The sequence below is a fragment of the Burkholderia crassaminum genome (genome assembly GCF_964265005.1).
Classification (GTDB): Bacteria; Pseudomonadota; Gammaproteobacteria; order Burkholderiales; family Burkholderiaceae; genus Burkholderia.
Map to the genome: position 1 here is coordinate 1,736,057 of NZ_OZ183800.1, position 22,886 is coordinate 1,758,942.

At 67.4% G+C, this 22,886-nt stretch carries 20 protein-coding genes; 7 read left to right on the plus strand and 13 right to left on the minus strand.

Annotated features, from left to right (window positions below):
* Positions 1–12: 12 nt before the first annotated feature.
* From tssK to ACPTTF_RS24800, 3 genes are read right to left on the minus strand one after another with little or no spacing between them, the layout of a single operon-like run.
* A complete protein-coding gene (gene tssK / locus ACPTTF_RS24790) occupies positions 13–1,410 on the minus strand; it encodes a type VI secretion system baseplate subunit TssK (protein ID WP_423368618.1) in 1,398 nt (465 codons plus the stop codon).
* Complete coding sequence (gene tssJ / locus ACPTTF_RS24795) at positions 1,407–1,922, minus strand: type VI secretion system lipoprotein TssJ (protein WP_166952572.1); 516 nt, start codon at positions 1,920–1,922, stop codon at positions 1,407–1,409. Before tssJ ends, tssK begins: the two co-directional genes overlap by 4 nt.
* Positions 1,816–2,058: a hypothetical protein gene (locus tag ACPTTF_RS24800; RefSeq protein ID WP_423369932.1), complete on the minus strand. Its 243-nt coding sequence runs from the start codon at positions 2,056–2,058 to the stop codon at positions 1,816–1,818. The genes tssJ and ACPTTF_RS24800 overlap by 107 nt, the downstream gene beginning before the upstream one ends.
* Before the next feature lie 496 nt (positions 2,059–2,554).
* Here ACPTTF_RS24800 and ACPTTF_RS24805 point away from each other — a divergent pair, with 496 nt between their 5' ends.
* Together ACPTTF_RS24805 and tagH are read left to right on the plus strand one after the other, a co-directional pair.
* Positions 2,555–2,941, plus strand: coding sequence for a TssQ family T6SS-associated lipoprotein (locus tag ACPTTF_RS24805; RefSeq protein ID WP_166954112.1), 387 nt, complete (start codon positions 2,555–2,557; stop codon positions 2,939–2,941).
* Positions 2,942–2,985: 44 nt separating this feature from the next.
* The gene (gene tagH, locus ACPTTF_RS24810; protein ID WP_423368619.1) at positions 2,986–4,407 is read left to right on the plus strand and encodes a type VI secretion system-associated FHA domain protein TagH; all 1,422 of its coding nucleotides are present in this window, start codon (positions 2,986–2,988) and stop codon (positions 4,405–4,407) included.
* Positions 4,408–4,482: 75 nt separating this feature from the next.
* On the opposite strand, the gene ACPTTF_RS24815 is transcribed toward tagH, so the two are convergent.
* The 8 genes from ACPTTF_RS24815 to ACPTTF_RS24850 form a co-directional block, all read right to left on the minus strand.
* Positions 4,483–5,955, minus strand: a complete 1,473-nt coding sequence (locus tag ACPTTF_RS24815; protein ID WP_423369872.1) for a sensor domain-containing diguanylate cyclase — start codon at positions 5,953–5,955, stop codon at positions 4,483–4,485.
* Positions 5,956–6,386: 431 nt separating this feature from the next.
* Positions 6,387–7,832, minus strand: a complete 1,446-nt coding sequence (locus tag ACPTTF_RS24820; protein ID WP_166952577.1) for an NAD-dependent succinate-semialdehyde dehydrogenase — start codon at positions 7,830–7,832, stop codon at positions 6,387–6,389.
* 152 nt (positions 7,833–7,984) lie between these two features.
* On the minus strand, positions 7,985–9,283 hold the full coding sequence (locus ACPTTF_RS24825; protein WP_423368620.1) for a c-type cytochrome: 1,299 nt from the start codon (positions 9,281–9,283) through the stop codon (positions 7,985–7,987).
* A gap of 15 nt (positions 9,284–9,298) precedes the next feature.
* Positions 9,299–11,518: a molybdopterin cofactor-binding domain-containing protein gene (locus ACPTTF_RS24830; protein WP_423368621.1), complete on the minus strand. Its 2,220-nt coding sequence runs from the start codon at positions 11,516–11,518 to the stop codon at positions 9,299–9,301.
* Positions 11,519–11,602: 84 nt separating this feature from the next.
* Positions 11,603–12,058 (minus strand): (2Fe-2S)-binding protein, encoded by a 456-nt coding sequence (locus ACPTTF_RS24835; protein WP_423368622.1) that lies wholly within the window; start codon positions 12,056–12,058, stop codon positions 11,603–11,605.
* A 139-nt stretch (positions 12,059–12,197) separates the two neighbouring features.
* The gene (locus tag ACPTTF_RS24840) at positions 12,198–12,497 is read right to left on the minus strand and encodes a putative quinol monooxygenase (protein WP_166952587.1); all 300 of its coding nucleotides are present in this window, start codon (positions 12,495–12,497) and stop codon (positions 12,198–12,200) included.
* A gap of 93 nt (positions 12,498–12,590) precedes the next feature.
* Complete coding sequence (locus ACPTTF_RS24845) at positions 12,591–13,649, minus strand: NADP-dependent oxidoreductase (RefSeq protein WP_423368623.1); 1,059 nt, start codon at positions 13,647–13,649, stop codon at positions 12,591–12,593.
* 233 nt (positions 13,650–13,882) lie between these two features.
* A complete protein-coding gene (locus ACPTTF_RS24850) occupies positions 13,883–14,503 on the minus strand; it encodes a TetR/AcrR family transcriptional regulator (protein ID WP_423368624.1) in 621 nt (206 codons plus the stop codon).
* Positions 14,504–14,798: 295 nt separating this feature from the next.
* Between ACPTTF_RS24850 and ACPTTF_RS24855 the strand changes: the two genes are divergently transcribed.
* The gene (locus ACPTTF_RS24855) at positions 14,799–16,370 is read left to right on the plus strand and encodes a hypothetical protein (RefSeq protein ID WP_423368625.1); all 1,572 of its coding nucleotides are present in this window, start codon (positions 14,799–14,801) and stop codon (positions 16,368–16,370) included.
* 265 nt (positions 16,371–16,635) lie between these two features.
* Here ACPTTF_RS24855 and ACPTTF_RS24860 read toward each other — a convergent pair whose 3' ends face one another.
* A complete protein-coding gene (locus ACPTTF_RS24860) occupies positions 16,636–17,655 on the minus strand; it encodes a DNA-binding protein (RefSeq protein ID WP_423369873.1) in 1,020 nt (339 codons plus the stop codon).
* A 260-nt stretch (positions 17,656–17,915) separates the two neighbouring features.
* Here ACPTTF_RS24860 and ACPTTF_RS24865 point away from each other — a divergent pair, with 260 nt between their 5' ends.
* From ACPTTF_RS24865 to ACPTTF_RS24880, 4 genes are all read left to right on the plus strand, one after another.
* Positions 17,916–18,407, plus strand: coding sequence for a papain-like cysteine protease family protein (locus ACPTTF_RS24865; protein WP_166952597.1), 492 nt, complete (start codon positions 17,916–17,918; stop codon positions 18,405–18,407).
* A 157-nt stretch (positions 18,408–18,564) separates the two neighbouring features.
* On the plus strand, positions 18,565–20,022 hold the full coding sequence (locus ACPTTF_RS24870; protein WP_423368626.1) for a HAMP domain-containing sensor histidine kinase: 1,458 nt from the start codon (positions 18,565–18,567) through the stop codon (positions 20,020–20,022).
* Positions 20,019–20,666 (plus strand): response regulator, encoded by a 648-nt coding sequence (locus ACPTTF_RS24875; RefSeq protein ID WP_423368627.1) that lies wholly within the window; start codon positions 20,019–20,021, stop codon positions 20,664–20,666. Before ACPTTF_RS24870 ends, ACPTTF_RS24875 begins: the two co-directional genes overlap by 4 nt.
* Positions 20,667–20,885: 219 nt before the next feature.
* Positions 20,886–21,257: a DUF4156 domain-containing protein gene (locus tag ACPTTF_RS24880; RefSeq protein WP_423368628.1), complete on the plus strand. Its 372-nt coding sequence runs from the start codon at positions 20,886–20,888 to the stop codon at positions 21,255–21,257.
* Positions 21,258–21,489: 232 nt separating this feature from the next.
* On the opposite strand, the gene ACPTTF_RS24885 is transcribed toward ACPTTF_RS24880, so the two are convergent.
* On the minus strand, positions 21,490–22,818 hold the full coding sequence (locus tag ACPTTF_RS24885; RefSeq protein ID WP_423368629.1) for an MFS transporter: 1,329 nt from the start codon (positions 22,816–22,818) through the stop codon (positions 21,490–21,492).
* Between the last annotated feature and the right edge of the window lie 68 nt (positions 22,819–22,886).

Genomic DNA, 22,886 nt, shown 5'->3' on the forward strand with positions numbered 1-22,886 from the left:
GTCGCCCCGCCCTCACCCGCGTATCGCCCAGAACTCCATCGAGAGTCCAGGGAATTCGCCGGCGAAATGAAAAGCGAGACCGCCGGAGCGCGCCAGCTGCTTCCACAGGTCGCTGCCCTTGTCGATCTCGAAGTACGTATGGCCCGCGTGATACGGGATCTGCCGCGGCGCGACCGGCAGCTGGCGCATCGTGATGCCCGGCAGCTGCAACTGCACGAGATCGCGGATCCGCTCGACCGGCCCGAGCTTCGCCTGCGCGGGAAAACGCGCGCGCAGGCTGTCGGCCGGCACGTCCGCGCGCACCGCGAGCACGAAGCCGGCCGTGTCGCGCAGCGCCGGGTCGGCCAGCGTCGCGACGCGGATGCCGTTGCCCGCATCGCGCAGCTCGATCTGGATCGCGTTTTGCTCGAGCACCGTCGACAGCGACCGCCGCAGTTCGGTCATCAGCGCCGCGAAGCTCGTGCGCAGGTCGTCGTGCACGTAGACGGCGAGCGACTGCGGGCGCCGTCCGGCCGCCGTGAACGTGCTCAGGTCGCACGCGAGCTTCAGCCAGTCGCAGAACAGCGCTTCCGGGTGCGTCGACACGTGCTGCTGCGCATGCCAGGTCAGCGCGAGATAGCGGTTCACGAGCTGCAGCAGCAGGAAGTCCGCCACTTCCGACACGCCGCCGCGGCCGGGCTCCGACAGCCGTTCCGCGAGCGCTTCGCTGCGTTGCGTGAGCAGTCCGTGCAGCTCGCGCGCGTAGGCCAGCAGCACGGCGTCGCGCTGTGCGACGAGACGCGGCGGAATGTAGCCGTCGTCGACGAGCAGCCGTGCATCGGTGCGCCGCTCGACGATCCGTGCGACACCGAGTGCGTGCCAGTCGCCGGTCAGCTCGGCTTCGAGCATCAGCCGTACGTTCAGGCGCCCCGTCTGCAGCAGTGCGGGACCGAGCGCGACCGCGTTCGCGTCGGCCACTTCGTATTCGCGCACGACGTAGCGCGCGACCTCGCCATTGCCGTTCGCGCCGTTCGCGGCATTGACGCCGCCTGCACCGAACGACACCTCCTCGCCGCCGCCGCGCCACAGCGGCAGCGCGAGCACGACGAGCTGGTCCTTCGCATCGGCCGGCACGTCGAGCGGTTCGGGGAGATCGTCCGGATGGGACAGGTCGAACGGCGTGCCGTCGCGCATCACGCCCGACGCGGTGCGCAGCGCGACCTTGCCGAGCGCCAGTTGCTCGCGATCGAGCTCCAGCGTGTCGAAGCCCCAGTAGAAGCCTTGCAGCGGCAGGCAGCGCAGCGCGACGTAGCGTTCCCAGTGCCGTTCGAGTTGCTGGAAATGCTGCGGCCGCAGGAACATCCCCTCGGTCCACACCACCCGCTGGCGGAGCGCCGCGACCGGTGTCGCGGACATCGTCGGTTCGGTCATGGGCGCCCCTTCGCATCGTTCAGTGCGAGGCCGCCATTCCGTACGGCGATCGACAGCTTCAGCTCGCCCGGCGACGTTTGCCAGAACTTGTAGAGATTGAGTTGCTTCGCGCGCGGCAGCGGCACCGTCAGACGCCAGCGGTTCTTTTCGAGCATGCGGTATTCGGCGACCACGCCGATCGCGCCGGCCTCGACGTTGCCGCGATAGTGCAGCGTGCGCGACTCGCCCGGCCGCAGGATCACACGGTCGGTGCCGAGCAGGTCCGCGCCGAGCACGTTCTCCGGCTTGTCCTGCAGCGAGAAGAAATCCGCGCTGTCGAACGACGCCGCCGCGCGGAGCTGGAACACCTTCAGCACGATCGGCGACGGCTTGCGGTTCATGTCAGGGTTGACGTCGGGCGCGACGTCAACCGTGATCGCATACGGTACCGCCGCGGCGTGCTCCGTCGCGCCGCATCCCGGCAACAGCATCACGCATCCCCATACGATGAAACTGCTCGACCGCCATTGCATATTCCACCCTCGCCACCCAATAACCACTCGCCGGTTTTCGACTGCGAAACCGGATGATCTGATTGAAAAAAGGGACAATTAATTGATCGGTAATTGTGTAACCAGCATATCCATCCATCGCAATCAATGTCGGCAAATTATTCTTGTGAAAAGCCGGGTCGTATCATTCAGGGTTTTTGAAAGTAGATTTGGCGAGATGATGGGCAATTGAATTTTGATTGGTAAATTAATGGCAAAAGTTAATCCGACCGGCGCGCCGCTGGCGGCCCGGTTCTGTGGCGTGGACACCTGTCGGACGGGCCCGGGGCGCAAGCCGGCCGGCCACCGAGCAAGGGACGCTCGCGACGCTGATGGTGTGCCAGGCTATTCGTTTTGCACGAACGGACGATCCGGTTTTTCGTGCATTGACGCGCGCTGACCAAACAACTGACGAATCCGAAAAACACAGCGAACTATAGGCCGTTTTTACGGATTCTCAAGCACTGAAATTCGTAGTCGATTCGGCATTCAGGTGGAAATGGATCGACTAAATGAAACAAAAAGTAACAGGCGGTTCGGTGTCGATGATTGGCACTAGAATCCAACAGCGCTTGTGTGCCACCTTCCAATTACGCCAATTTTTAATTTCAATAATGAAAGGTCGTTCATCGCTCGTTATTTGCCTCGGCGCCTTGTTGCTGGGGGCCGGCGGGTGCAGTACGTCCCCGACACAGTCGGCTGCACGCGCGACGATCGATAGCGCGCGCACCGCGTACGACAGCGGCGACTACGGGCGCACGATCGCGCTGCTGAGCCACGCGAAGGAGATCGACGGCGCCGACACCGACACGCAGGTGGCCGCGCACAAGCTCCTCGCGTTCAGCTATTGCGTGACGAACCGCATCACGCCGTGCCGCGCCGAGTTCTCGAAAATTCTCGACCTCAACCCGCGCTTCGACTTGTCCCCTGCCGAGAAGGGGCATCCGATCTGGGGGCCCGCGTTCGAATTCGCGCGCCGCAGGCATGCGTCGTCATCCTGAACGAACCGGTTTCCACGCGAGCGCTTCACCGAGCGACGTATGACATGCAACTGATCGTGATCGAACATGCCGGCGAGCCGGTCGAAAACGACTCCTACGACGCCGTCGTGTTTCATCCGCCGGGCGGCACCATCGGCCGGGCCAGCGACAACCATCTCGTGTTGCGCGACGACACGCGGCAGATTTCGCGGCTGCAGGCACTGCTGCAGGTCGGCGACGACGCCTGCCTGCTGAAGAACCTGAGCAGCGTATCGACGATCGAGGTGAATCGCGAGCCCGTCGGCTATGCGCAGGAGCGCCCGCTCAACACCGGCGACATCATCCGGATCGGGCCGTACGTGCTGCGCGCCGAACGTGACGACGGCGGCGACGGTGGCGATGCATCGGTCATCGACATGGCGACCGATGCCGGCAAGCACGTCGACGCACCAGCGCAGGCTCGGGCGGCAGCGACAGCGGCACCCGCGCACGCATCATCTTCGCATGTCGATACGAAAGGCGCCGGCAACCGGCTGTGGGGCCTCCTCCAGGATCGCCTCGCGCCGCGCGGCAAGGCGGCGGACGCCGCTACACGGCCAGGCGGCCCCGCCCCTGCGCACGCTGCACCGACCGCGCCGTCGCAGCGCGACCTGAACCAGCTGTCGACCGATCCGCTCGACCTGTTCGCGCAGTCGTCGGGCGATATCGGCGCAGCGGGCACGGCGGCGCACGCAGATCGCGGCAACGCGGATCGCGAAGCGTCGTCCGCGACGCAGGCCGACCATGCCCCCGAGTGGACGCAGCACGTGCGCGTGCAACCGGCCGCCGCGCGCACCGAGTCGCGGCCGGCCGACGAACCGGCGCAGCATGCGGCGCGCGCGCCGACGCCGGAGGAACTGCTGAGCGCGTTCTTCGAAGGCGCGGGGCTCGATACGGCCGCCGAATCGCATCAGTGGTCGGCCGAGCAGTTGTACATCGCGGGCCAGTTGCTGGCGCTGTTCGCGAACGGCACGGTCGAGCTGCTGTCATCGCGCAGCATCCTGAAGCGCGAGGTGAAGGCGCACATGACGATGCTGCTCGATCGCGAGAACAACCCGCTGAAGCTGCTGCCCGACGGCGGCGCGGTGCTGCGCCAGATGTTCGGGCTGCCGCTGCCGGGCTTCATGTCGCCGCAGAGCGCGGTCAGCGATGCATTCCAGGATCTGCATGCGCACCAGATCGGCATGGTCGCCGGCATGCGCGCCGCGTTGATGGACCTGCTGACGCGCTTTTCACCGCAACGCCTGCGCGAGCGCGGCGACGCGATGCGCTGGTACGAGAAGCGCGTGCCCGTGCTGTACAAGGCGAGGATGTGGGATCGCTACGCGGCGACCCATCGCGACACGGTGTTCGCGATCGAGGACGATTTCGCGTCGGTGTTCGGCAAGGCGTTTCTGGCGGCGTACGACGCCGAGGTGGAAAGCTATCGCGGCAGCGGCCGGCATTGAGCGTCGAACGTCACGCCCGCCGCCGGTAGCGGGCGATGCGTGCCGGCGGTGGCGTCAGGTGTCAGGTGTCAGGTGTCAGGTGTCATGCGAGGCGACCTTGTTTCGCCCCGTTTCCTTCGCGTGGTACAACGCTTCGTCGGCCGCCTTGATCACCGACTCCACCTCTCCTTCCTGCTCTGGCGCCCAGCTTGCCACGCCGATGCTCGCGGTCACGCGCCCGAATTCGCTTTCCGCATGTTCGATCGCCAGCCCGTCGATGGCCGCACGAATCCTTTCGGCGATCTCGGTCGCGCCTGTGGCCGGCGTATCGGGCAGGATCACGACGAATTCCTCGCCGCCATAGCGGGCCGCGGTGTCCGCGGGGCGCCGGATGTTGTCGCCGATGCATCGCGCAACCGCCGCCAGCGCGTCGTCGCCGGCCTGGTGGCCATACGTGTCGTTGTAGGACTTGAAGCGGTCGACGTCGACGAACAGCAGCGAAAACACCGACCGGGCCCGGCGTGCGCGGCGCCATTCGAGGTCCAGCACCTCCCCGAACGAGCGGCGGTTGTTGAGCCCGGTGAGGCCGTCGGTGCGCGCGAGCATGACCAGCTCGGATTCGGCCCGCATCCTGCGCCGCAGCTGTGAGCCCAGCAAAAAGGACAGCACGATGAACGCCGCGCCGAAGGTCGCCACCAGCGCGCCGATCGTGATGGCCCGGCGCCGCCACGCGGCGTAGATGTCCTGCTCCGCCTCGGCGACCATGATGATCAGCGGCAGGTGCGGCAGCGTCTTGAAGTAGTAAAGGCGGCGCACGTTGTCGATCGTCGAGGTGTCGACGAACGAGCCTTCCGGCGCCGTCAGGAAGTGGCGAAACGTCGCCGCCTTGCTGATGTCGCGACCGATGGTGTGCACGTCGTACGGCTGGCGCATGAACATGATGCCGTTCGTGCCGACCAGCGAAATCGCGCCGTGCGAGCCGAGCGCGAGGCCGGCGAACAGCGTGTGGAAATACTCGAGATTGACCGCGATCATCACGATGCCGCCGAACGAGCCGTCCGGATTCGACACGCGGCGCGTCAGCGCAACGCTGAGCGAGCCGCCACGCAGGCGCGACGCATAGGGATCGCTGATGAACAGCCCGGCGTCCGGATTGTCCCGGTGAACCGTAAAGTACTTGCGGTCGCCGAAATTGCCCTGTCGCGGCACGTCGTTCGCCGAATCGAGGATGATGTTGCCGGCCGAATCCAGCACGAGCATCGAGCCGAGAAATTTCGCCGTCATCGCGTGATCGAACAGGACGCCGCGCCGCAAGGCCGGCGAGGCCGCCATGACGTCCGGCCGCTGGAGACCCTGGATCACCGCCTCCAGCGACAGGCCGTACAGCTCGATGTTGCGTTCGATGTCGCGCTCGGCGACGAGCGCCAGATTCCGCGACGTGTCGCGCGCGCGATCGAGCGCATCGTGACGGCTCTGAAACAACTGCAACACGCAGAGGCCCATCAGCGCGCACGCTATCAAGGTCCCCGCCAGCACAACGTAGTACGGCGCTGCCGACCGCGGATGCATCCGTGTCCTCTCAGATTGGCCCGGCGCTGACGCACCGGTTGTTATGGTTTGTTCTGAATAACCTATACCAAAAAGTGTGACATCCGGGTACGAGGTGCAGTCCGTACTTGCCAGGTGGCTGACGACGTGGCCTGAACGGTGTCGAGCGAATCGTGTTTCGCTCGGGCCGGCAGCGGGTGCCGGCGCTCGTTCACCGGGGGGGCGTCGCGTGGTGTGACGTGCGTCGCTGCCGATGACGGAATCGAAACAATCCGTTCGCAGTGGTACGCGCATTGAAATTCCCGTCCGGTTGCCATGCGAATGCACGGCCGACGGTAAAAGCTGGCGGGAGACCGGGCGCGCCGTTGCGGGTTGCGCAACGTGAGTGCGGCCCGGCCCGCACCGATCGCGCGCACGACACCGACGGCGTCGCGCACGCGATCGATCGGCCGTCAGACGGCCATCACCGTCACCGACTTCGTGACGAGGTACGGTTCGAGCGCTTCCGGCCCGCCTTCCGAGCCGTAGCCCGAGTCCTTCACGCCGCCGAACGGCATTTCCGGCCACGGCGTCGCCGGCTGGTTGATCCACAGCATCCCGACTTCGAGGCGCTGCGTGAGCAGGTGCACGTTCGCGAACGAACGCGTGAACGCGTAGCCGGCGAGACCGAACGGCAGACGGTTCGCTTCCGCGATCGCATCTTCGAGCTTGTCGAAGCCGCGGATCGCCGCGACCGGGCCGAACGGCTCGTTGTTGAACACGTCGGCTTCGAGCGGCACGTTCGCGATCACGGTCGGCGCGAAGAAGTTGCCTTCCGAGCCGATCCGCTCGCCGCCGGTTTCGATGCTCGCACCGACCTTGCGCGCGTTGTCGACGACCGACGCCATCGCGGTGAGGCGGCGCGGGTTCGCGAGCGCGCCGAGCGCCGTGCCTTCCTCGAGGCCGTTGCCGACCTTCAGGCTTTCCGCATGCTTGACCAGCGCGCGCGTGAATTCGTCGCGGATGCTGTTGTGCACGAGAAAGCGCGTCGGCGAAATGCAGACCTGCCCCGCGTTGCGGAACTTCGCGCCGCCGGCAGCCTTCACCGCGAGCGCGACGTCGGCGTCCTCGGCGACGATCACCGGTGCGTGGCCGCCCAGCTCCATCGTCGCGCGCTTCATGTGCAGGCCGGCCATCGCGGCGAGTTGCTTGCCGACCGGCGTCGAACCCGTGAACGTGACCTTGCGGATCACCGGGTGCGGGATCAGGTACGACGAGATTTCCGCCGGATCGCCGTACACGAGGCCGATCACGCCGGACGGCACGCCCGCGTCGACGAACGCGCGCAGCAGCGCGGCCGGCGACGCCGGGGTTTCTTCGGGTGCCTTCACGAGGAACGAGCAGCCGGTTGCCAGCGCGGCGCTCAGCTTGCGCACGACCTGGTTGACCGGGAAATTCCACGGCGTGAAGGCGGCGACCGGGCCGACCGGCTCCTTCACGACGGTCTGCTGCGCGCCGAGGTTGCGCGGCGGCACGATCCGGCCGTACACGCGGCGGCCTTCGTCCGCGAACCATTCGATGATGTCCGCCGCCGACAGCACTTCGACGCGCGCTTCGGTGAGCGGCTTGCCCTGTTCCTGCGTCATCAGCTGCGCGATCGCGTCGGCGCGTTCGCGCACCAGCGCGGCCGCCTTGCGCATCGTCGCCGCGCGTTCGTGCGCGGGCACCTTGCGCCACGCTTCGAAGCCGCGTTGCGCGGCGGCGAGCGCACGGTCGAGATCGGCGATGCCCGCGTGGGCCACCTTGCCGATTACCTTGCCGGTCGCCGGGTTCACGACGTCGATCGTCTTGCCGCTCGCGGCGTCGACCCACTCGCCGTCGATCAGCAGTTGCGTATCCGTATAAGTCACGTTAGCCATCCAGACACCCCTACATTGCGTCGATAAACGCGCGCTGCCGCGAACGGCCGCGCGCCGGTTGACAGAAAAAGCCACACCGCCGGGGCAGGCACGCGCCCGGCGGCGTCGACGGCAGGCACGCCGGCCCGCCATCGTTCCGCATGGGGCCGCGCTCAGCGCGCGGCCGCCGTCGCCTTGCGGAGTTTCGCGACGTCCGCCGCCTGCACGGCCGGCGCGCCGTTGTTCCAGCCGGCGCGCATGAACGTCAGCACGTCGGCGATCTGCCGGTCGTTCAACTGGTTCGAGAACGCCGGCATCGGATACGCCGACGGCACGCCATCGATCACGAGCGTCTCGCTGCCGTTCAGCGTCACGTTGATCAGCGATGCGGCATCGGCTTCGAGCACGTTCGGATTGCCGGCGAGCGGCGCAAGCAGCGGCGCGTAGCCGCGCCCGTCCGCGCCGTGGCAATGCAGGCAGTAAGCGTTATACACCTTCGCGCCCGGATCGGCCGCCGGCCGGCCCAGCACCACCTGCGTCGCCTTCGGATCATAGCTGTACGGCGGCGCGCCCGTGCCGCCCGCAGCCGGCAGCGATTTCAGGTAACGGGAAATCGCTGCCAGATCGTCGTCGGTCAATGCCTGCGTGCTGTGGTTGATCACGCTCACCATCGAGCCGAATGCCGTGGCGTGCCGGTTCGCGCCGGTTTTCAGGAACTGCGCGACTTCCGCCTCGTTCCAGCGGCCGAGCCCCGTGTTGGGCTCGCCGGTCAGGTTCGATGCGAACCAGTTGTCGATCGGCGCACCCGACAGGAACGCCGCGCCGCCTTCGTCGAGCGCCTTCTCCTGGAAGCCCACGCCGCGCGGCGTGTGGCACGACCCGCAGTGCCCGAGCCCCTGCACGAGATACGCGCCGCGGTTCCACATCGCGTCCTTGGCCGGCTTGTCGGCATAAGGCGTCGTATCGAGGAACACCGCGTTCCACAACGCGAGCGGCCAGCGCATGTTGAGCGGCCACGGGATGTCGGACGGCCGGTTCGCCTGCTTCACCGGTTCGACGCCGTGCATGAAGTACGCGTACAGCGCCTTCACGTCGTCGTCCTTCAGCTTCGCGTACGACGGGTACGGCATGGCCGGATACAGATGATGGCCGTCCTTCGCGACGCCCGCGCGCAGCGCGCTCGCGAATTCTGCTTCCGTATAGCCGCCGATGCCTGTCTCGGGGTCGGGCGTGATGTTGGTCGTGTAGATCGCGCCCATCGGCGTGACCATCTTCAGGCCGCCGGCGAACGGTGTGCCACGCGGCGCGGTGTGGCACGCGACGCAGTCGCCGGCTTTCGCGAGATACGCGCCGCGCGCGACGAGCGCGCTGTCGGCCGGTGCAGCCTGCGCGGCATGCGCGGTCGGGCCGGCCAGCATGGCGGACAGCGCGAGCAGCGACGCGCGGAGCGTAGTCAGGGTGAGGTTTCGCATGATCGTCGCCTCCCCTCAAGCCGTCTTCAACTGGTCGCCGACCGGCAGCTTGCGCAGCCGCTTGCCGGTCGCCGCGAAGATCGCGTTCGACAGCGCCGCGGCCGTCGCGGCCGTGCCTGGTTCGCCGATCCCGCCCGGCGCTTCGCCGCTTTTCACCAGATGGACCTCGATCGGCGGCGTCTCGTTGATCCGCAGCATCCGGTAGTCGGTGAAGTTGCTTTGCACGACACGGCCGTCCTCGATCGTGATCTCGCCGTACAGCGCGCCCGTGATCCCGAAGATGATGCCGCCCTGCACTTGTGCCTCGATCGTGTTCGGGTTGACGACCATCCCGCAATCGACCGCGCACACGACACGCTTGACCTGCACCTCACCGCCGTCCACCGCGACGTCGACGACGATCGAGAAGAAGCTGCCGAACGCGTGCATCACCGATACGCCGCGCCCTTGCCCCGTCGGCAGCGACGCACCCCAGCCGGCCGCCTTCGTCGCGACGTCGAGCACGTTGAGCGCGCGCGGCGTCTTGCCCAGCAGCGCGCGGCGGTATTGCACGGGGTCGGTCTTGGTCTGCGCAGCCAGTTCGTCTATGAAGCTCTCGACCACGAAGGTGCTGCGCGTCGGGCCGACGCCGCGCCAGAACGCGGTCGGCACGTGGCGCGGCTCCTGGCGCACGTAGTCGATCAGCTGGTTCGGCAGGTCGTACGGCAGGTCGGTGGCGACCTCGACCGCGTCGGGATCGACGCCGTGCTGGAACGCGGGCGGCGCGAAGCGCGCGAGGATCGACGAGCCGACGATCCGGTGCTGCCACGCGATCGGCTTGCCGTTCGCGTCGAGGCCGGCCGAGATCCGGTCGTAGTAGTACGGCCGGTACATGTCGTGCTGGATGTCTTCCTCGCGGGTCCAGATCACCTTCACGGGCGCGTTGACCTGCTTCGCGATCTTCACCGCCTGGCCGATCATGTCCGTCTCGAGGCGCCGGCCGAAGCCGCCGCCGAGCAGGTGGTTGTGCACGACGATCTTCTCCGGCGGAAAGCTCGTGAGCCGCTGCACGGTATCGACCGCGCGCGTCGGCACCTGCGTGCCGACCCAGATTTCGCAACCGTCGCTGCGCACATGCACCGTGCAGTTCACCGGCTCTATCGTCGCGTGCGCGAGGAACGGCTGTTCGTACACCGCGTCGACGCGCGTCTTCGCATTCGCGAAACCCTTGCCGACGTCGCCGTCCTTGCGCGCGACCGCGCCCTTGCCGTTCGCCGCGGCCTGCGCGAGATCGGCGACGATGTCCTTCATCGACACCTTCGCATCCGCACCTTCGTTCCACTTCACGACGAGCGCCGACGCGCCGCGCTTCGCCGCCCAGGTGTGATCGCCGACCACCGCTACCGCGTTGTCCGCGCGCACGACCTGGCGCACGCCGGGAATCTTCTTCGCGGCGGTATCGTCGACGCTCGCGACCGTACCGCCGAACACCGGGCTGTTCACGATCACCGCGTACAGCATGCCGGGCAGGCGCACGTCGAGCCCGAACTGCGCGGTGCCGTCGACCTTCTCCGGCGAATCGAGCCGCTTCGCGGGCGTGCCGATCAGCTTGAAATCCGCCGGCTTCTTCAGCGCGACATCCTTCGGCACGGGCAGCTTCGCCGCGGCGTCGGCGAGCTGGCCGTACGACGCACGCCGGCCGCTCGGCGGATGCTGCACTTCACCGTTCGCCGCGCGGCAGGATGCCGGATCGACATTCCATTGCTTCGCGGCGGCCGCGACCAGCAGCGTGCGCGCGGTCGCGCCCGCGCGGCGCAGCGGTTCCCATGCGTAGCGCACCGACGTCGAGCCGCCGGTGAGCTGGCCGCCGAGCAGCGGATCGAGGAACAGCTTCTCGTTCGGCGGCGCATGGTCGAGCGTCACGCTCGACAGCGGCACTTCGAGTTCCTCGGCGATCAGCATCGGCAGCGCCGTGTAGACGCCTTGCCCCATCTCGACCTTCGGCATCACCAGCGTGACCTTGCCGGCACGGTCGATCTGCACGAACGCGTTCGGCGCGAACACGCCTGCGCGTGCGGTTTCATCGCCGTCGCCGCCGATCACCGAACGGCGCGCATCGTCGCCGACGGCCGGCAGGCTGAAGCCGAGCAGCAGGCCACCGCCCGCCGCCGCGCCCAGCGACATGCCTAACTTGAGGAACGAACGGCGCGACACGCCCGCGCCGGCCCGACCTGCTTCGATCAGTCCGCGTGACATGTCAGCCTCCGCAGAGTCGTTTCAAGGAAGCTGACCACCTCTGTGAGGGGCAGCGAACGAAGTGAGCGTGGGGGCTGTTTCATCTCAGGCTCCCTTCGCGGCTTGCTTGACGGCCGCGCGAATCCGGTTGTACGTGCCGCAGCGGCAGATGTTGCCGGCCATTGCCGCGTCGATGTCGGCGTCGCTCGGGTTCGGGTTCGACGCGATCAGCGCGGTGGCGGCCATCACCTGCCCCGACTGGCAGTAGCCGCACTGGACGACGTCGAGCTCGCGCCACGCCTGCTGGACCTTGTGGCCGGCCGGCGTCGCGCCGACGGCTTCGATCGTCGTGATCTTGCGGCCCGCGACGGCCGCGACCGGCAGCACGCACGAGCGCGCGGCGACGCCGTCGAGATGCACGGTGCATGCGCCGCACTGCGCGATCCCGCAACCGAACTTCGTGCCGGTGAGGCCGACGATGTCGCGCAGCACCCAGAGCAAGGGCATGTCGTCGGGGGCGTCGACCGAGCGGGTTTCGCCGTTGATGTTGAGGGTGACCATTCAGCCTCCGGGGCCGGTGTATTGGGGAAGCGGCGCGCATCGCACGCCGCGCGGGTTTTTCGTTGTCGTCGCCGTCGCCGGATGCGACGGGTGCCGCGCGGCCCGGGTCGGCGCGGGCCGCGGCGTGGGTTCTGCTGCGTTACTCGGCCACGTCGATGCCGGACAGCACCTTGATGACCGGCGGCGACGCGAACCAGTCCGCCGATTTCACGCGGAATTCGCCGAAATACGGGCTGGCGAGATGCGCGTCGACTGCGGCCTGATCGTCGTAGATCTCGTACAGGTGCAGGTTCGGCGAGCCGTCCTGTTCGCGGAACAGGTCGTAGCGCCGGTTGCCCGGCTCGGCGCGCGTCTTCGCGACCATGCTGCGCAGTTCGGCCTCGGCCGCCTCCGCGTGTTCGGGTTTCAGGAACAGCGAAGCAATCACGTGAAGCGCCATCTTGTCACTCCTTTTGAATCGAAATCGAGCATGCCACAAGCCGGCGTCGCGCGGCGCCGGCGTGCAAGCGTCATGTGTTGCAGTGCCGCGAGATCAGGCCAGTTCGTCCGGGCCCACGCGCACGACGACCTTGCCGAAGTTCTTGCCGGCCAGCAGGCCGATCAGCGCTTGCGGCGCGTCGGCCAGGTCGGGAACGACATCCTCGAGCGTCTTCACCTTGCCCTGCGCGACCCATTCGCTCATCTCCTTCAGGAACGGCGCATAACCGGTCGCATAGTGGTCGAGGATGATGAAACCCTGGATCCGGATGCGCTTGCGCAGGATCGTGCCCATCAGCGCCGGCACGCGGTCACGGCCGGTCGACACAGCGGTGTCGTCGTATGCCGCGTCGTTGTAATGCGCGATGATCCCGCACACCGGCACGCGCGCGTGATCGTTGAGCAGCGGCCACACCGCGTCGAACACGGCCCCGCCGACGTTCTCGAAATAGACGTCGATGCCGTTCGGGCACGCGTCCTTCAGCTTCGCGGCGAATGCCGGGTCGCGGTGATCGACGCACGCGTCGAAACCAAGCGTATCGGTCACGTATGCGCACTTGTCGGCGCCGCCCGCGACGCCGATCACACGGCAGCCCTTCAGCTTGGCGATCTGGCCGACCACCGCGCCGACCGCGCCGCTCGCGGCCGCGACGACCACTGTTTCGCCGGCCTTCGGCTCGCCGATTTTCAGCAACCCCGTATAGGCGGTGAAGCCCGGCATGCCGAGCACGCCGAGTGCGTACGACGGATGCGCGACGTCGCGGCCGAGCGGAATCAGGTCGCGTCCGTCGGACAGTGCGTAGTCCTGCCAGCCGGCACCCGCGACCACGAGGTCGCCTTCGCGGAACGCGGGCAGGTTCGACGAGACGACCTGGCTGACGGTGCCGCCGACCATCGGCTGGCCTAGCTCGGCGGGCGGCGCATAGGACGGTGCGTCGCTCATCCGGCCGCGCATGTACGGGTCGAGCGACAACCAGACCGTGCGCAGCAGCACCTGGCCGGCGCCGGGCGTCGGCACGTCACCGGATTCGCTGCGGAAGTTGCCCGGCGTCGGCGCGCCGACCGGGCGCGAATTCAGGATGATCTGGCGATTTGCGGTCTTGCTTTGCGGCATGTGAGCCTCCGTCAACAGGAATGGACGTGCTTCGTGGGCACGATCGGATCAGGGATGGACCAGCGGGAGACGCGCGCACGGCAACGTCGGCGGTCAGGCCGTCGCAGCTGCGTGCGTGCGCTTGAAACAATCGGGAACAGCGTAACGCGGCGTGGCACGTTCGTCATGCGGGTTTGAGTAGACCAGTCGTCTAGAGTCAGGGTAAAAACAAGGCGCGCCGATGCGCGCCCGGGTTACGACTGTGCGCCGCCATGCTCGGCCGGCGGCAGGTTCAGCATGCGTCTCGTTTCGACCATCGCTCTTTCGAGCGGCTTGCGGTTGCGGTGAATCTTTTCCAGCAGCGTCGCACCGAGCCACAGCTCGTAGAGGATCGCGGCCGTGTGCGACGGATCGGCGACTCCGTTCAGCGAACCGTCGGTCAGACCTGCCTCGATGCCGCCCGCGAGGCGCTCGATGATCTGGCCCGTGCCGTGCCGCAGTACCGCGCGCATCGCTTCAGACAGGTCCGACACTTCCGCGCCGAGCTTCACCGCGAGGCACTTGCCTTCCGGATCGTCCGCGCATTGCGTGTGCAGCCAGTTGCGCCAGTACGTCATCAGGCGCTCGGCGCCCGTGCCGGCCTGAAGCTTGAGCAGGTTGTCGAGATGCGCGAGATAGCCGTCGAAATAGGATTCGAGCAGCGCTTCGCCGAATGCCTCTTTCGAACCGAAGTAATGGTAGAACGAGCCTTTCGGGATGCCCGCCGCAGCGAGTATCTCGTTCAGGCCGACCGCCGAAAACCCCTTGTGGAGCATGATCGGCTTGGCGATATTCAGGATGTGCTGGCGGACTTCCGCGCCTGAAGATGCATTCATGGTGGCGTATGTTAGCAACGATTAGACCGGTCGTCTAGTAACGTCGATCCGGCATGTTGAGCGGCACTTTACCCGATCCCCGCCAGGCGCCCAAACGTTGCGCCGGCGCTCCTCGCTCCTGTTCCCCGCGGCGTCACACGCACGACTTTGTTTCGTCGCGGGCGTTTCATCGATCTCCCGCATAAATACGCGCGGCGCATGCGCCGGCGACTGCGCACTTTCGACCGGCATTGCACACGTGTGCATTACGCCGGATCGTCGTTGTCGCCTCCCGAAACCGAGACCAGGAACGCCCATGACCGCTTCGAAACCCGAACGCCCGTCCGCGCCGAACCGCCGGCGCTTCATCCAGCGCGGCGCCGCGCTGACCCTGTCGCCGCTCGTCGGCACCCTGGCTGCCTGCGGCGGTGACGGCAACCCGACTGCGGCGTCGTCGTTCGCCGCCGCCGGCGCTGCAAATGCCGCCACACGCAGCTACGGCATCGCCGACCGCTCGATCACGATCAACGTCGTCAATGCGATTCCGTCGACGACGCTTGCGTACGGCAATGCAGCGAGCCAGAGCGGCTCCCTGCCGCAGGCGTCGCAATCGCAGGTTTCGACCGGGCAATCGACCGCCGTCAGCGCGTCGAACAGCTGGGGCGATTGCACCGGATCGTTCGGCCTTGCCGGCGGCGACGCGTCGTTTGCGATCGCGTACACGCATCCGTTCGGGTCGCAACCGACCACCGTCAGCGTCACGCCGTCGGCCGGCTACGTGTCGGGCGCCGACGCCGCCACGTTTCCCGGTCACGATTCGGTCGCGAATCTCACGCTGTATCGCGGCGTCGCTACCGCGAACGGCGCCTGGGTCGTCCCGCTCGCGCAACTCGCGACGCCGCCGGGCAACAACGGCCAGGATTTCGCGAACAGCATGTTCGGCAGCAACGTGCGCACGGCCGCGGCGATCCAGTCTGCTTACCAAAGTACGGGCCCGCTCGGCTACGTGCCGCCTGCCGACTTCACCGGCGGCCAGCTCGCTGGCTTCGTCGCGCAATGGGTGCAGCGCTGGCAGAACGGCTCGGCGTATGGCGTGCTGCCCGCTGCCGATGCGCAGTTGATCGATGCGCTGAAGCAGTATGTGTCCGGCGCATCGAACGCCGGCCCGCTGACGATGTGGGTGCCGCAGATCGCGTGGCAGGCGGGCTCCGATCCAGCGGTGTTCGCGCTGACGGGCTATCGCGCGTTTCCGTTCGTCGACGCGCAGGGCAACTGGATCGCGGGCTCACTCTCAGCGTTCCTGACGCTGCTGGCGGCCGGCTCGCATATCGTCGCGATCAGCGCGACGAGCGACCTGCCGGCGGGTGTCACGATGCAGGCGTTCGACAGCTTCATGGGCGCGAGCGGGCTGACGACGTCGACGGATATCGGCAACTCGCACTACGCGTCGGTCCTGAACACGACGGGTCGCTATTACCTGAGCGTCGGCAGCGATTTCGCGCCGGCGAACTGCGGGCTGATCCTGTCGTTCCTGTACGGACGCACGGTGAACAACCTGCTCGCGGGCGCCGGCACGTACAACACGTTCATCCAGCTCGAAGGCTGGCAGGCCGGCGGTTCGCGGCACAACGCCGACTATGCGACGTATCAGCAGACGCTGTGGAACATCTCGACGTACGGCGCGTCCGCATATAGCGAAAAGCGCGCGACGTCGATCTTCCTCGCGCCCGCCGGGTGGACGCCGCAGGTCTATCAGACGACGCGGATGATGCCGTACGTCGGTGCCTATGCGCAGTCGAACGGTACGCCGCAGGGTTGGCTGAACACGTCGCTCGTCACGATTCCGGCGGACGCGCCGGCGCTGCCGTCGCGGTATGTGTCGAGTTGATCTGTGTCGGTGGGCGGGCGAGCGATCGGGGGTATAGCGGTCTCGGTTGCTTGCCTGCTTGGGAGGCTGTGGAAAACTGATCCGCGGGGTGCTCACAGACGGTTCAAGGGGGCGTCTGCCCCCTGCCGAGGTCGCGTGAGCGGCTTATAGAGCGTTCTACGAGATCGACTATTTTCTGCGGTGGCCCTCGCGGGAGAACTTCAACAGCCTGTCAAGGCTTACGGCGTGCGTTGCCATCGGCTGAAGCACGCTTGCGGTTTCGCCGTCAGCGCGGCGCTTCGTCTGCGCGCTTTCGCGTACGCGCCCTTCGCTCGTCACGTTGCGCGGCCGGTGCCGCCTTGGCACCGCGCAGCGGCGCCCTGCGCGCGAGCACCGTCATCTCGCGCCGCAGCGCGTCGAGTTCCTTGCCGCGCGCCGCATCGGTCGTCTGCGCGCCGTCGAGCTGCCCCTGAAGCATGCCGCATCGATGCAGCGCGTCGCCCAGTTGCGCCTGCAGCGCGGCTGTGTCTTTCCGCTGCTGCGCATCGCGCTGCTCCGTGCGCGATGTCATTGCATCGAGCTCCTTTTGCAGTCGCGCGGCCGCGAGCCGCTCGCGATCGATCTCTTGAAGCGCCCGCTTCTCCGACGCACGCAAGCGTTCCTCGGCCCGGCCGGCGTCGTCGCGCAGCCGGTCGAGCTGGGTGGTGAAATCCGCGCGGGCCTGCGCGAGTGCGCGGTCGCCTTCCGCGTTGTCGGCCGTCAGGCGCTCGATATCCGCTTGCAGCGCTTGCCGCGATGCGTCGTCGGCCGCCCTCGCCTGTTCCAGTTCCTGAATGCGCACCTGCGCGGCCAGCAGTGCGGCCGTGCGTTGCTCCAGCGCGGTTTCGGTGCGGGCCAGCTCAGCCTGTAGCGCCGAGACTTCCGCCTTTGCCGTCGCCCGTTCGGCTTCGACTTCCGCGCGCAATGCGTCGAGCGCGGCGGCCGCATCGGTGCTCGACCGATTCCAAAGCGCCGCAACCAGTTCGCCGGCGGCCGCCTGCAGATCGGCCGGCAGGTCGGGATGCTCGATGCGGACGCGACTCTTTTCCCGCAACTCGGCCCAGAACTCGCCGAGGACGGCCGTCGGCGTGCTCATGCTGCCCTTGCGAACGAGCTGGTACAGCCGGTTCGCGGTGGGCGTGATGCCGAAACGGAAGAACAGCAGCGCGCACGCTTCGCGATACAGCTCGCGGGTTTTCGGGAAGTCGGCCTTGAGGCGCTCGATTTCGGCGGTCAGGCGGGATTCGTCGGCGGCGAGATCGGACATGGCGGGTTTCGTTGGTGATTTCGTAAATAATATAACGTAAACCGTTAGATATCCAATTATCCCTATTCTTTGATTTGACATTATTTCTATAATGTCGAGATCGATGTGTGTCGGGACGGCGTGTGAATCGCAGCCGTCCGTTTGCCCCTTCCGCATTCCCCGCGCACGCCGGCTGTGTTGATGCAATCTCCCGTCAGGATGGTTGTCGTCGTGCCCGATTCTTCATACGCTTAGGGATCACTCCTGCCCGGAGACCCGAAATGGTGGACGTCAGATTGAACGTGCCGATGGTCGATCAGAGCGGCATCAGGAAGACCAAGTCAGGATCCAAGGCACTGAAAAACGCATGCTGGTATGCGGCGGCGTGCATGGTTTCGTACTTCCACCGCCCCGGGCCGCGTCTGGGCATTCCGGAGCTATGGCGGGCCGACCAGGGGCTTCTCCCGTCAAGGATCCCCGACTTGTGCGCGGTCGAAGGTCTCGTGCCGCTCAATCAGCCGACGGTCATTACGCCCGAGTGGCTCGCCGCGGTACTGACGGACTTCGGTCCGATCTGGGCCGCGGGGCATTTCCTGGACAGGCCGGACCAGCCTGAAATCGGTCACGTGATCGTCATCACGGGCATCCAGCAACGCATCGTTCATTACAACGACCCGGAGGGGCCGCCCGCGCGCACGATGCTTCTGGGGACTCTTGACGCCGGACGGCGGACACCCGACGGACTGCTGGTGAAGGGGCCGCACCGTTATTGAATGCCGTCGCGGGCGTCCATCCTCCCCCTGCAGAAACGCCCCTGCAACCGCCTCGGAAAACCGTCACCATTGCGGAATTGAAAGCCGGCTGCCTTGCCGCGTCGTCGGCATCCATCCGGCGTATCCGTGACGAAAACAGCAGAACGAGGAGCCCGCGTTGCGCACATTCCGGATCCCCTTCCGCGGCTTGTTCGTCAAGCTCGTGCCGACGTTCATCGTCGTGGGGTTCGTGGCGATGGTGCTGTCGTCGGTGCTGACGAGTGTGCTGTGGCGCTCGCATGCCGAAAGCGATATCCGCCGTTTTCTCGGCAACGTCGACCGCCCTGCACTCGCCGCTGCGACCGGCGCCGTCGACTGGCGCGACCCGGTTGCCTGCCGCGCCGCGGCCGACGCCATGTTCTGGCAGATCGCGCGAATCGGTGCGCGCGACGTGATGGATTTCGCGCCGATGATGGGCTTCTTCGCCGCCGGCCGGCTGCAGGTGCGCATTGCGCGACCTGACGGCGCCGGATGTGAAACGTCGCCCGCCGCGTCGCCGTTGCTGTCCGATGCATTCGCGGCGACGCCGGCCGATCCGTCGGCACCCGACACGATGCTGCGCCGTGACGACGACTGGGCCATCGTCACGCGCGTCGTGATGCCCGGCGGCGCGATCGCGCGGATCGGCGTCCATTACTGGCCCGGCTGGCAACTCCACTACGAGATCGCGGACGATGCGTCGGCCTACGACCTGATCCGCACCGTGCTGTATCTCGGCGCGATGGGCGCGAGCTTCGCGGGGCTGCTGGTCTGGTTGCTGGTGCGCCGCGTCCGGCGGATGACGGCCGCGGCCGACCGCTGGGCGGCCGGCGACCTGTCGGCCCGGATCGCCGATACCTCGTGCGATGAACTCGGCGCGCTGGCCGCGCATTTCAACCGGATGGCCGATGCGCTTGCGCGCGCGTTCGGCACGCAGAAGGCCCTCGCGGTGTCGGTCGAGCGCACCCGCATCGCGCGCGACCTGCACGACACCGCGAAGCAGCGCAGCTTCGTGCTCGGCCTCAAGCTGACCGAACTGGAATACGAGGCGCGGCGCCATCCCGATCTGTTGCCGACTGTCGGCGCCGCGCGGCGCCTGGCCGATCATCTGCAGCAGGATCTCGACAACGTGGTGACCGGTTTCAGCCTGCCCGCGATTGCCGAGGACGGCTTGCACGCCGCCGTTTCGCAGGCGGTGCACGACCTGCTGGCCGGATCGGGCATCGACTGGTCGCTCGATCTGCCGGAAGTCGCGGAGCGCGCGCTCGACGCCCACCCGGCGGCCGCACACGAACTGCTGATGATCACCCACGAGGCGACCGCGAATGCGCTGCGCCACAGCGGCTGCCGCCGGATCGACATCGCGTGCGAACCGGGCAGCGCCGCGCACGCGGCGTCCGGCTCGTCGACGTCGCGCTGGCGATGGACCGTACGCGACGACGGCACCGGTTTCGATCCGGTTGCCGTGCCCGTCGGCATGGGGCTCGGTAACCTGCGCTGGCGCGCCGACGCGCTGCCCGGCGGCATGCTCGACATTGCGTCGGGCGCGGACGGCACGCGCGTGACCGTCCATTTCAATCCGATGGAGACGGCATGACCACGATCCTGATTGCCGACGATCACGCGGTCGTGCGCGAAGGCATCCGCGGGCTGTTGCGGCTCGATGCGTCGTTCGAGATCGTCGCGGAAACCGACGACGGCGCGTCGACGGTCGAGCAGGTGCGCGTGCATCGTCCGGACGTGCTGCTGCTCGACCTGATGATGCCCGGCATGGGGCACGCCGGCGTGCCCGCCGTCATTCGTGCGATCCGGGCGGCCAGCGCCGAAACGCACATCATGGTGCTGACTTCGTCGGACGACGATGCGCTTGCACTCGCCGCGATCGATGCCGGCGCCGATTCGTTCCTGCTGAAATCGATGCGCGGCGAGCGTCTGCTGCAGGCGATCCACGCGGCCGTCCACGGTGAACCGACGCTGCACCCCGGCATCGCGCAGCGCATGATCGGCGCGTGGCGCAAGCCGCCGCGCAGCCCGTTCGCCGCACTGACCGCGCGCGAACTGGAAGTGCTGCGCTGCCTGGCCGAAGGCGGCAGCAATGCGCGCATCGCCGCGACGCTCGGCATTACGGAAAAGACCGTCAAGACGCATCTCGGCAACGTGATGTCGAAGCTGCATCTGTCCGACCGCACGCAGGCCGTCGCGCTCGCGTGGCGGGAAGGACTGATGGCGCCGAAATCCTGATATCCACGCACGGCCGGCGTCGCCCACGCTGTCCGCCCTCGTCGCGTCGCATTCCCGCTTCGCACGCGGCGCACGCTTCGCCGAACCGATACGCCACGTCTGCGACTTTGGTCGCATTCTTTCCGCGTTTCCAGCACGACCTTCGCCCGATGTGCCGACGCGGCGGCGTCCCTAAAGTGGCGCTGTCGCGCGATCGTGCGCATTCGAGACGGCGGAAACATGAGACCTGCCTGCCTGCTGTTCCTTCCTGTCGCGCTGGCGGCATGCGTGCCGCTCGCGCTCTCGTCCGCGGGCAGCGGCGTGCGCATCGTCACGACCGACCCCGGCGGCACGTGCCGCCATCTTGGCGACGTGACCGGCAGCCAGGGCAACTTCCTGACCGGCGGTTTCATCCCGGACACATCGCTCGAGACAGGCGCGCGCAACGACCTGAAGAACCGCGCCGCCGCGCTCGGTGGCAATGTCGTGGTGCTCCTCACGCAGCGCGCCGCGCAAAGCGGCAGTTTCGACGGCGGCGAAGGCGGTTACCTGCGGCAGACCGGCGTCACGCTGACCGGCAGCGTCTATCGCTGCCCCGGCACCGGAGCGTGACGATGCGCCTCTTCGCGACCCTGATCTGGAGCCTCGGTGTGTCCGGCTGGCTGCCCGGCTGCGGGCGTGACGGCAACGAACCCGTCATGCCCGGCGGCTTGCCGGCGCCGCCACCCGGAATGCAGTGCGCCGCGTCCTGGCCGGACGGCACGCCGGAAACGGGCGCGGCCCACGCTGTGACACCTGCCGCGCCAGTCGTGGCGCAACGGGCGCAGTAACGCGCCCGCGCGGTTCAGCGCGGGGCCGGCGCGGCGACTGCCGCCCGGGACGGGCGTCCGCGCTTCGCCGGGTGTGTCTCCGGCATCCGCCAGTACACGAGCAGCGAAATCGCCGCGCACGCGGCGACGTACCAGAAGAACATCGTCTCGTTGCCGCTCGCCTTCAGCCGCAGCGCGACGAATTCGGTCGTGCCGCCGAGGATCGCCGTCGTCAGCGCATAAGGCAGCCCGACCGCCAGCGCGCGGATCTGCGGCGGAAACAGCTCGGCCTTGACCAGCATGTGCACCGACGTGAAGCCGCTGAGCACGACCAGCCCAGCGAACACGAGCGCGAACGCGGCGAGCGGTTCGTGCACGTGCCCGAGCGTCGTGAAGATCGGCACGGACAGCAGCGTGCCGCCGATCCCGAACCACAGCAGCACCGGCCGGCGGCCGACGCGGTCCGACACGAGGCCGAACAGCGGCTGCAGCGGCATGTACAGCAGCAGTGCGGCGGTGCAGATCCACGTTGCCGTTTCCTTGTGCAGCCCGACCGAGTTGACGAGATATTTCTGCATGTAGACCGTGTACGTGTAGAACGCCACGGTGCCGCCGACCGTGATGCCGATCGCGAGCAGCAGTTCGCGCCAGTGGGCCGCGAGGTCGGCCGTCATGCGTATCTTCGCCGCGCGCGCCCGGCTGGCGATGAACGCGTCGCTCTCCACGACGTTGCGGCGCATGTAGAGCGCGAACAGCGCGAGCAAGCCGCCGACGAAAAACGGAATCCGCCAGCCCCAGCGCTCGAGGTCGTGCGTGCCGGCGAAGATGCGCTGCATCGCGAGCATCAGGCCGAGCGCGACGAGCTGGCCGGCGACCACGCTCACCTGCAGGAAGCCGACATAGAACCCGCGCCGGTTCGGCGGCGCGATCTCGCTCAGGTAGGTCGCGCTGGTGCCGTATTCGCCGCCCATGCTGAGCCCCTGCAGCAGCCGCGCGGCGACGAGCAGCGCCGGTGCGAGCACGCCGATCGTCGCATACCCGGGCGTGACGGCGATCAGCATCGATCCCGCGCACATCGCGAGCACCGACTTCGTCAACGCGGCCTTGCGTCCGCGCCGGTCCGCATAGACGCCGATGAGCCAGCTCCCCGCCGGCCGCGCGATGTACCCGACGGCCGCGATGGCCGCCGTGTTCATCAGTTGCACGGTCGGCCGGTCGGCCGGAAAGAACGCCGGCGCGAAGTAGATCGAGAAGATGCTGTATGCGAGAAAGTCGTACCACTCGATCAGGTTGCCGGCGAGCCCGCCGACGATCGAACCAATGCGCGGCGGCTCGCCGGCCGCTCCGGTAGGGGAAATTGCCACGGGTTGTCTCCTGTCCTGTTCTGTTCTGGCGTGTACGGGTCGGGCGGCCGTCCTTGCCGCCTGAGTAC

What these genes read in the sequence shown, in the direction of transcription:
- tssK (WP_423368618.1), bottom strand. Translation starts at nt 1,410, where the DNA reads ATGACCGAACCGACGATGTCCGCGACACCGGTCGCGGCGCTCCGCCAG.
- tssJ (WP_166952572.1), bottom strand. Translation starts at nt 1,922, where the DNA reads ATGCAATGGCGGTCGAGCAGTTTCATCGTATGGGGATGCGTGATGCTG.
- ACPTTF_RS24805 (WP_166954112.1), top strand. Translation starts at nt 2,555, where the DNA reads ATGAAAGGTCGTTCATCGCTCGTTATTTGCCTCGGCGCCTTGTTGCTG.
- tagH (WP_423368619.1), top strand. Translation starts at nt 2,986, where the DNA reads ATGCAACTGATCGTGATCGAACATGCCGGCGAGCCGGTCGAAAACGAC.
- ACPTTF_RS24815 (WP_423369872.1), bottom strand. Translation starts at nt 5,955, where the DNA reads ATGCATCCGCGGTCGGCAGCGCCGTACTACGTTGTGCTGGCGGGGACC.
- ACPTTF_RS24820 (WP_166952577.1), bottom strand. Translation starts at nt 7,832, where the DNA reads ATGGCTAACGTGACTTATACGGATACGCAACTGCTGATCGACGGCGAG.
- ACPTTF_RS24825 (WP_423368620.1), bottom strand. Translation starts at nt 9,283, where the DNA reads ATGCGAAACCTCACCCTGACTACGCTCCGCGCGTCGCTGCTCGCGCTG.
- ACPTTF_RS24830 (WP_423368621.1), bottom strand. Translation starts at nt 11,518, where the DNA reads ATGTCACGCGGACTGATCGAAGCAGGTCGGGCCGGCGCGGGCGTGTCG.
- ACPTTF_RS24835 (WP_423368622.1), bottom strand. Translation starts at nt 12,058, where the DNA reads ATGGTCACCCTCAACATCAACGGCGAAACCCGCTCGGTCGACGCCCCC.
- ACPTTF_RS24840 (WP_166952587.1), bottom strand. Translation starts at nt 12,497, where the DNA reads ATGGCGCTTCACGTGATTGCTTCGCTGTTCCTGAAACCCGAACACGCG.
- ACPTTF_RS24845 (WP_423368623.1), bottom strand. Translation starts at nt 13,649, where the DNA reads ATGCCGCAAAGCAAGACCGCAAATCGCCAGATCATCCTGAATTCGCGC.
- ACPTTF_RS24850 (WP_423368624.1), bottom strand. Translation starts at nt 14,503, where the DNA reads ATGAATGCATCTTCAGGCGCGGAAGTCCGCCAGCACATCCTGAATATC.
- ACPTTF_RS24855 (WP_423368625.1), top strand. Translation starts at nt 14,799, where the DNA reads ATGACCGCTTCGAAACCCGAACGCCCGTCCGCGCCGAACCGCCGGCGC.
- ACPTTF_RS24860 (WP_423369873.1), bottom strand. Translation starts at nt 17,655, where the DNA reads ATGTCCGATCTCGCCGCCGACGAATCCCGCCTGACCGCCGAAATCGAG.
- ACPTTF_RS24865 (WP_166952597.1), top strand. Translation starts at nt 17,916, where the DNA reads ATGGTGGACGTCAGATTGAACGTGCCGATGGTCGATCAGAGCGGCATC.
- ACPTTF_RS24875 (WP_423368627.1), top strand. Translation starts at nt 20,019, where the DNA reads ATGACCACGATCCTGATTGCCGACGATCACGCGGTCGTGCGCGAAGGC.
- ACPTTF_RS24880 (WP_423368628.1), top strand. Translation starts at nt 20,886, where the DNA reads ATGAGACCTGCCTGCCTGCTGTTCCTTCCTGTCGCGCTGGCGGCATGC.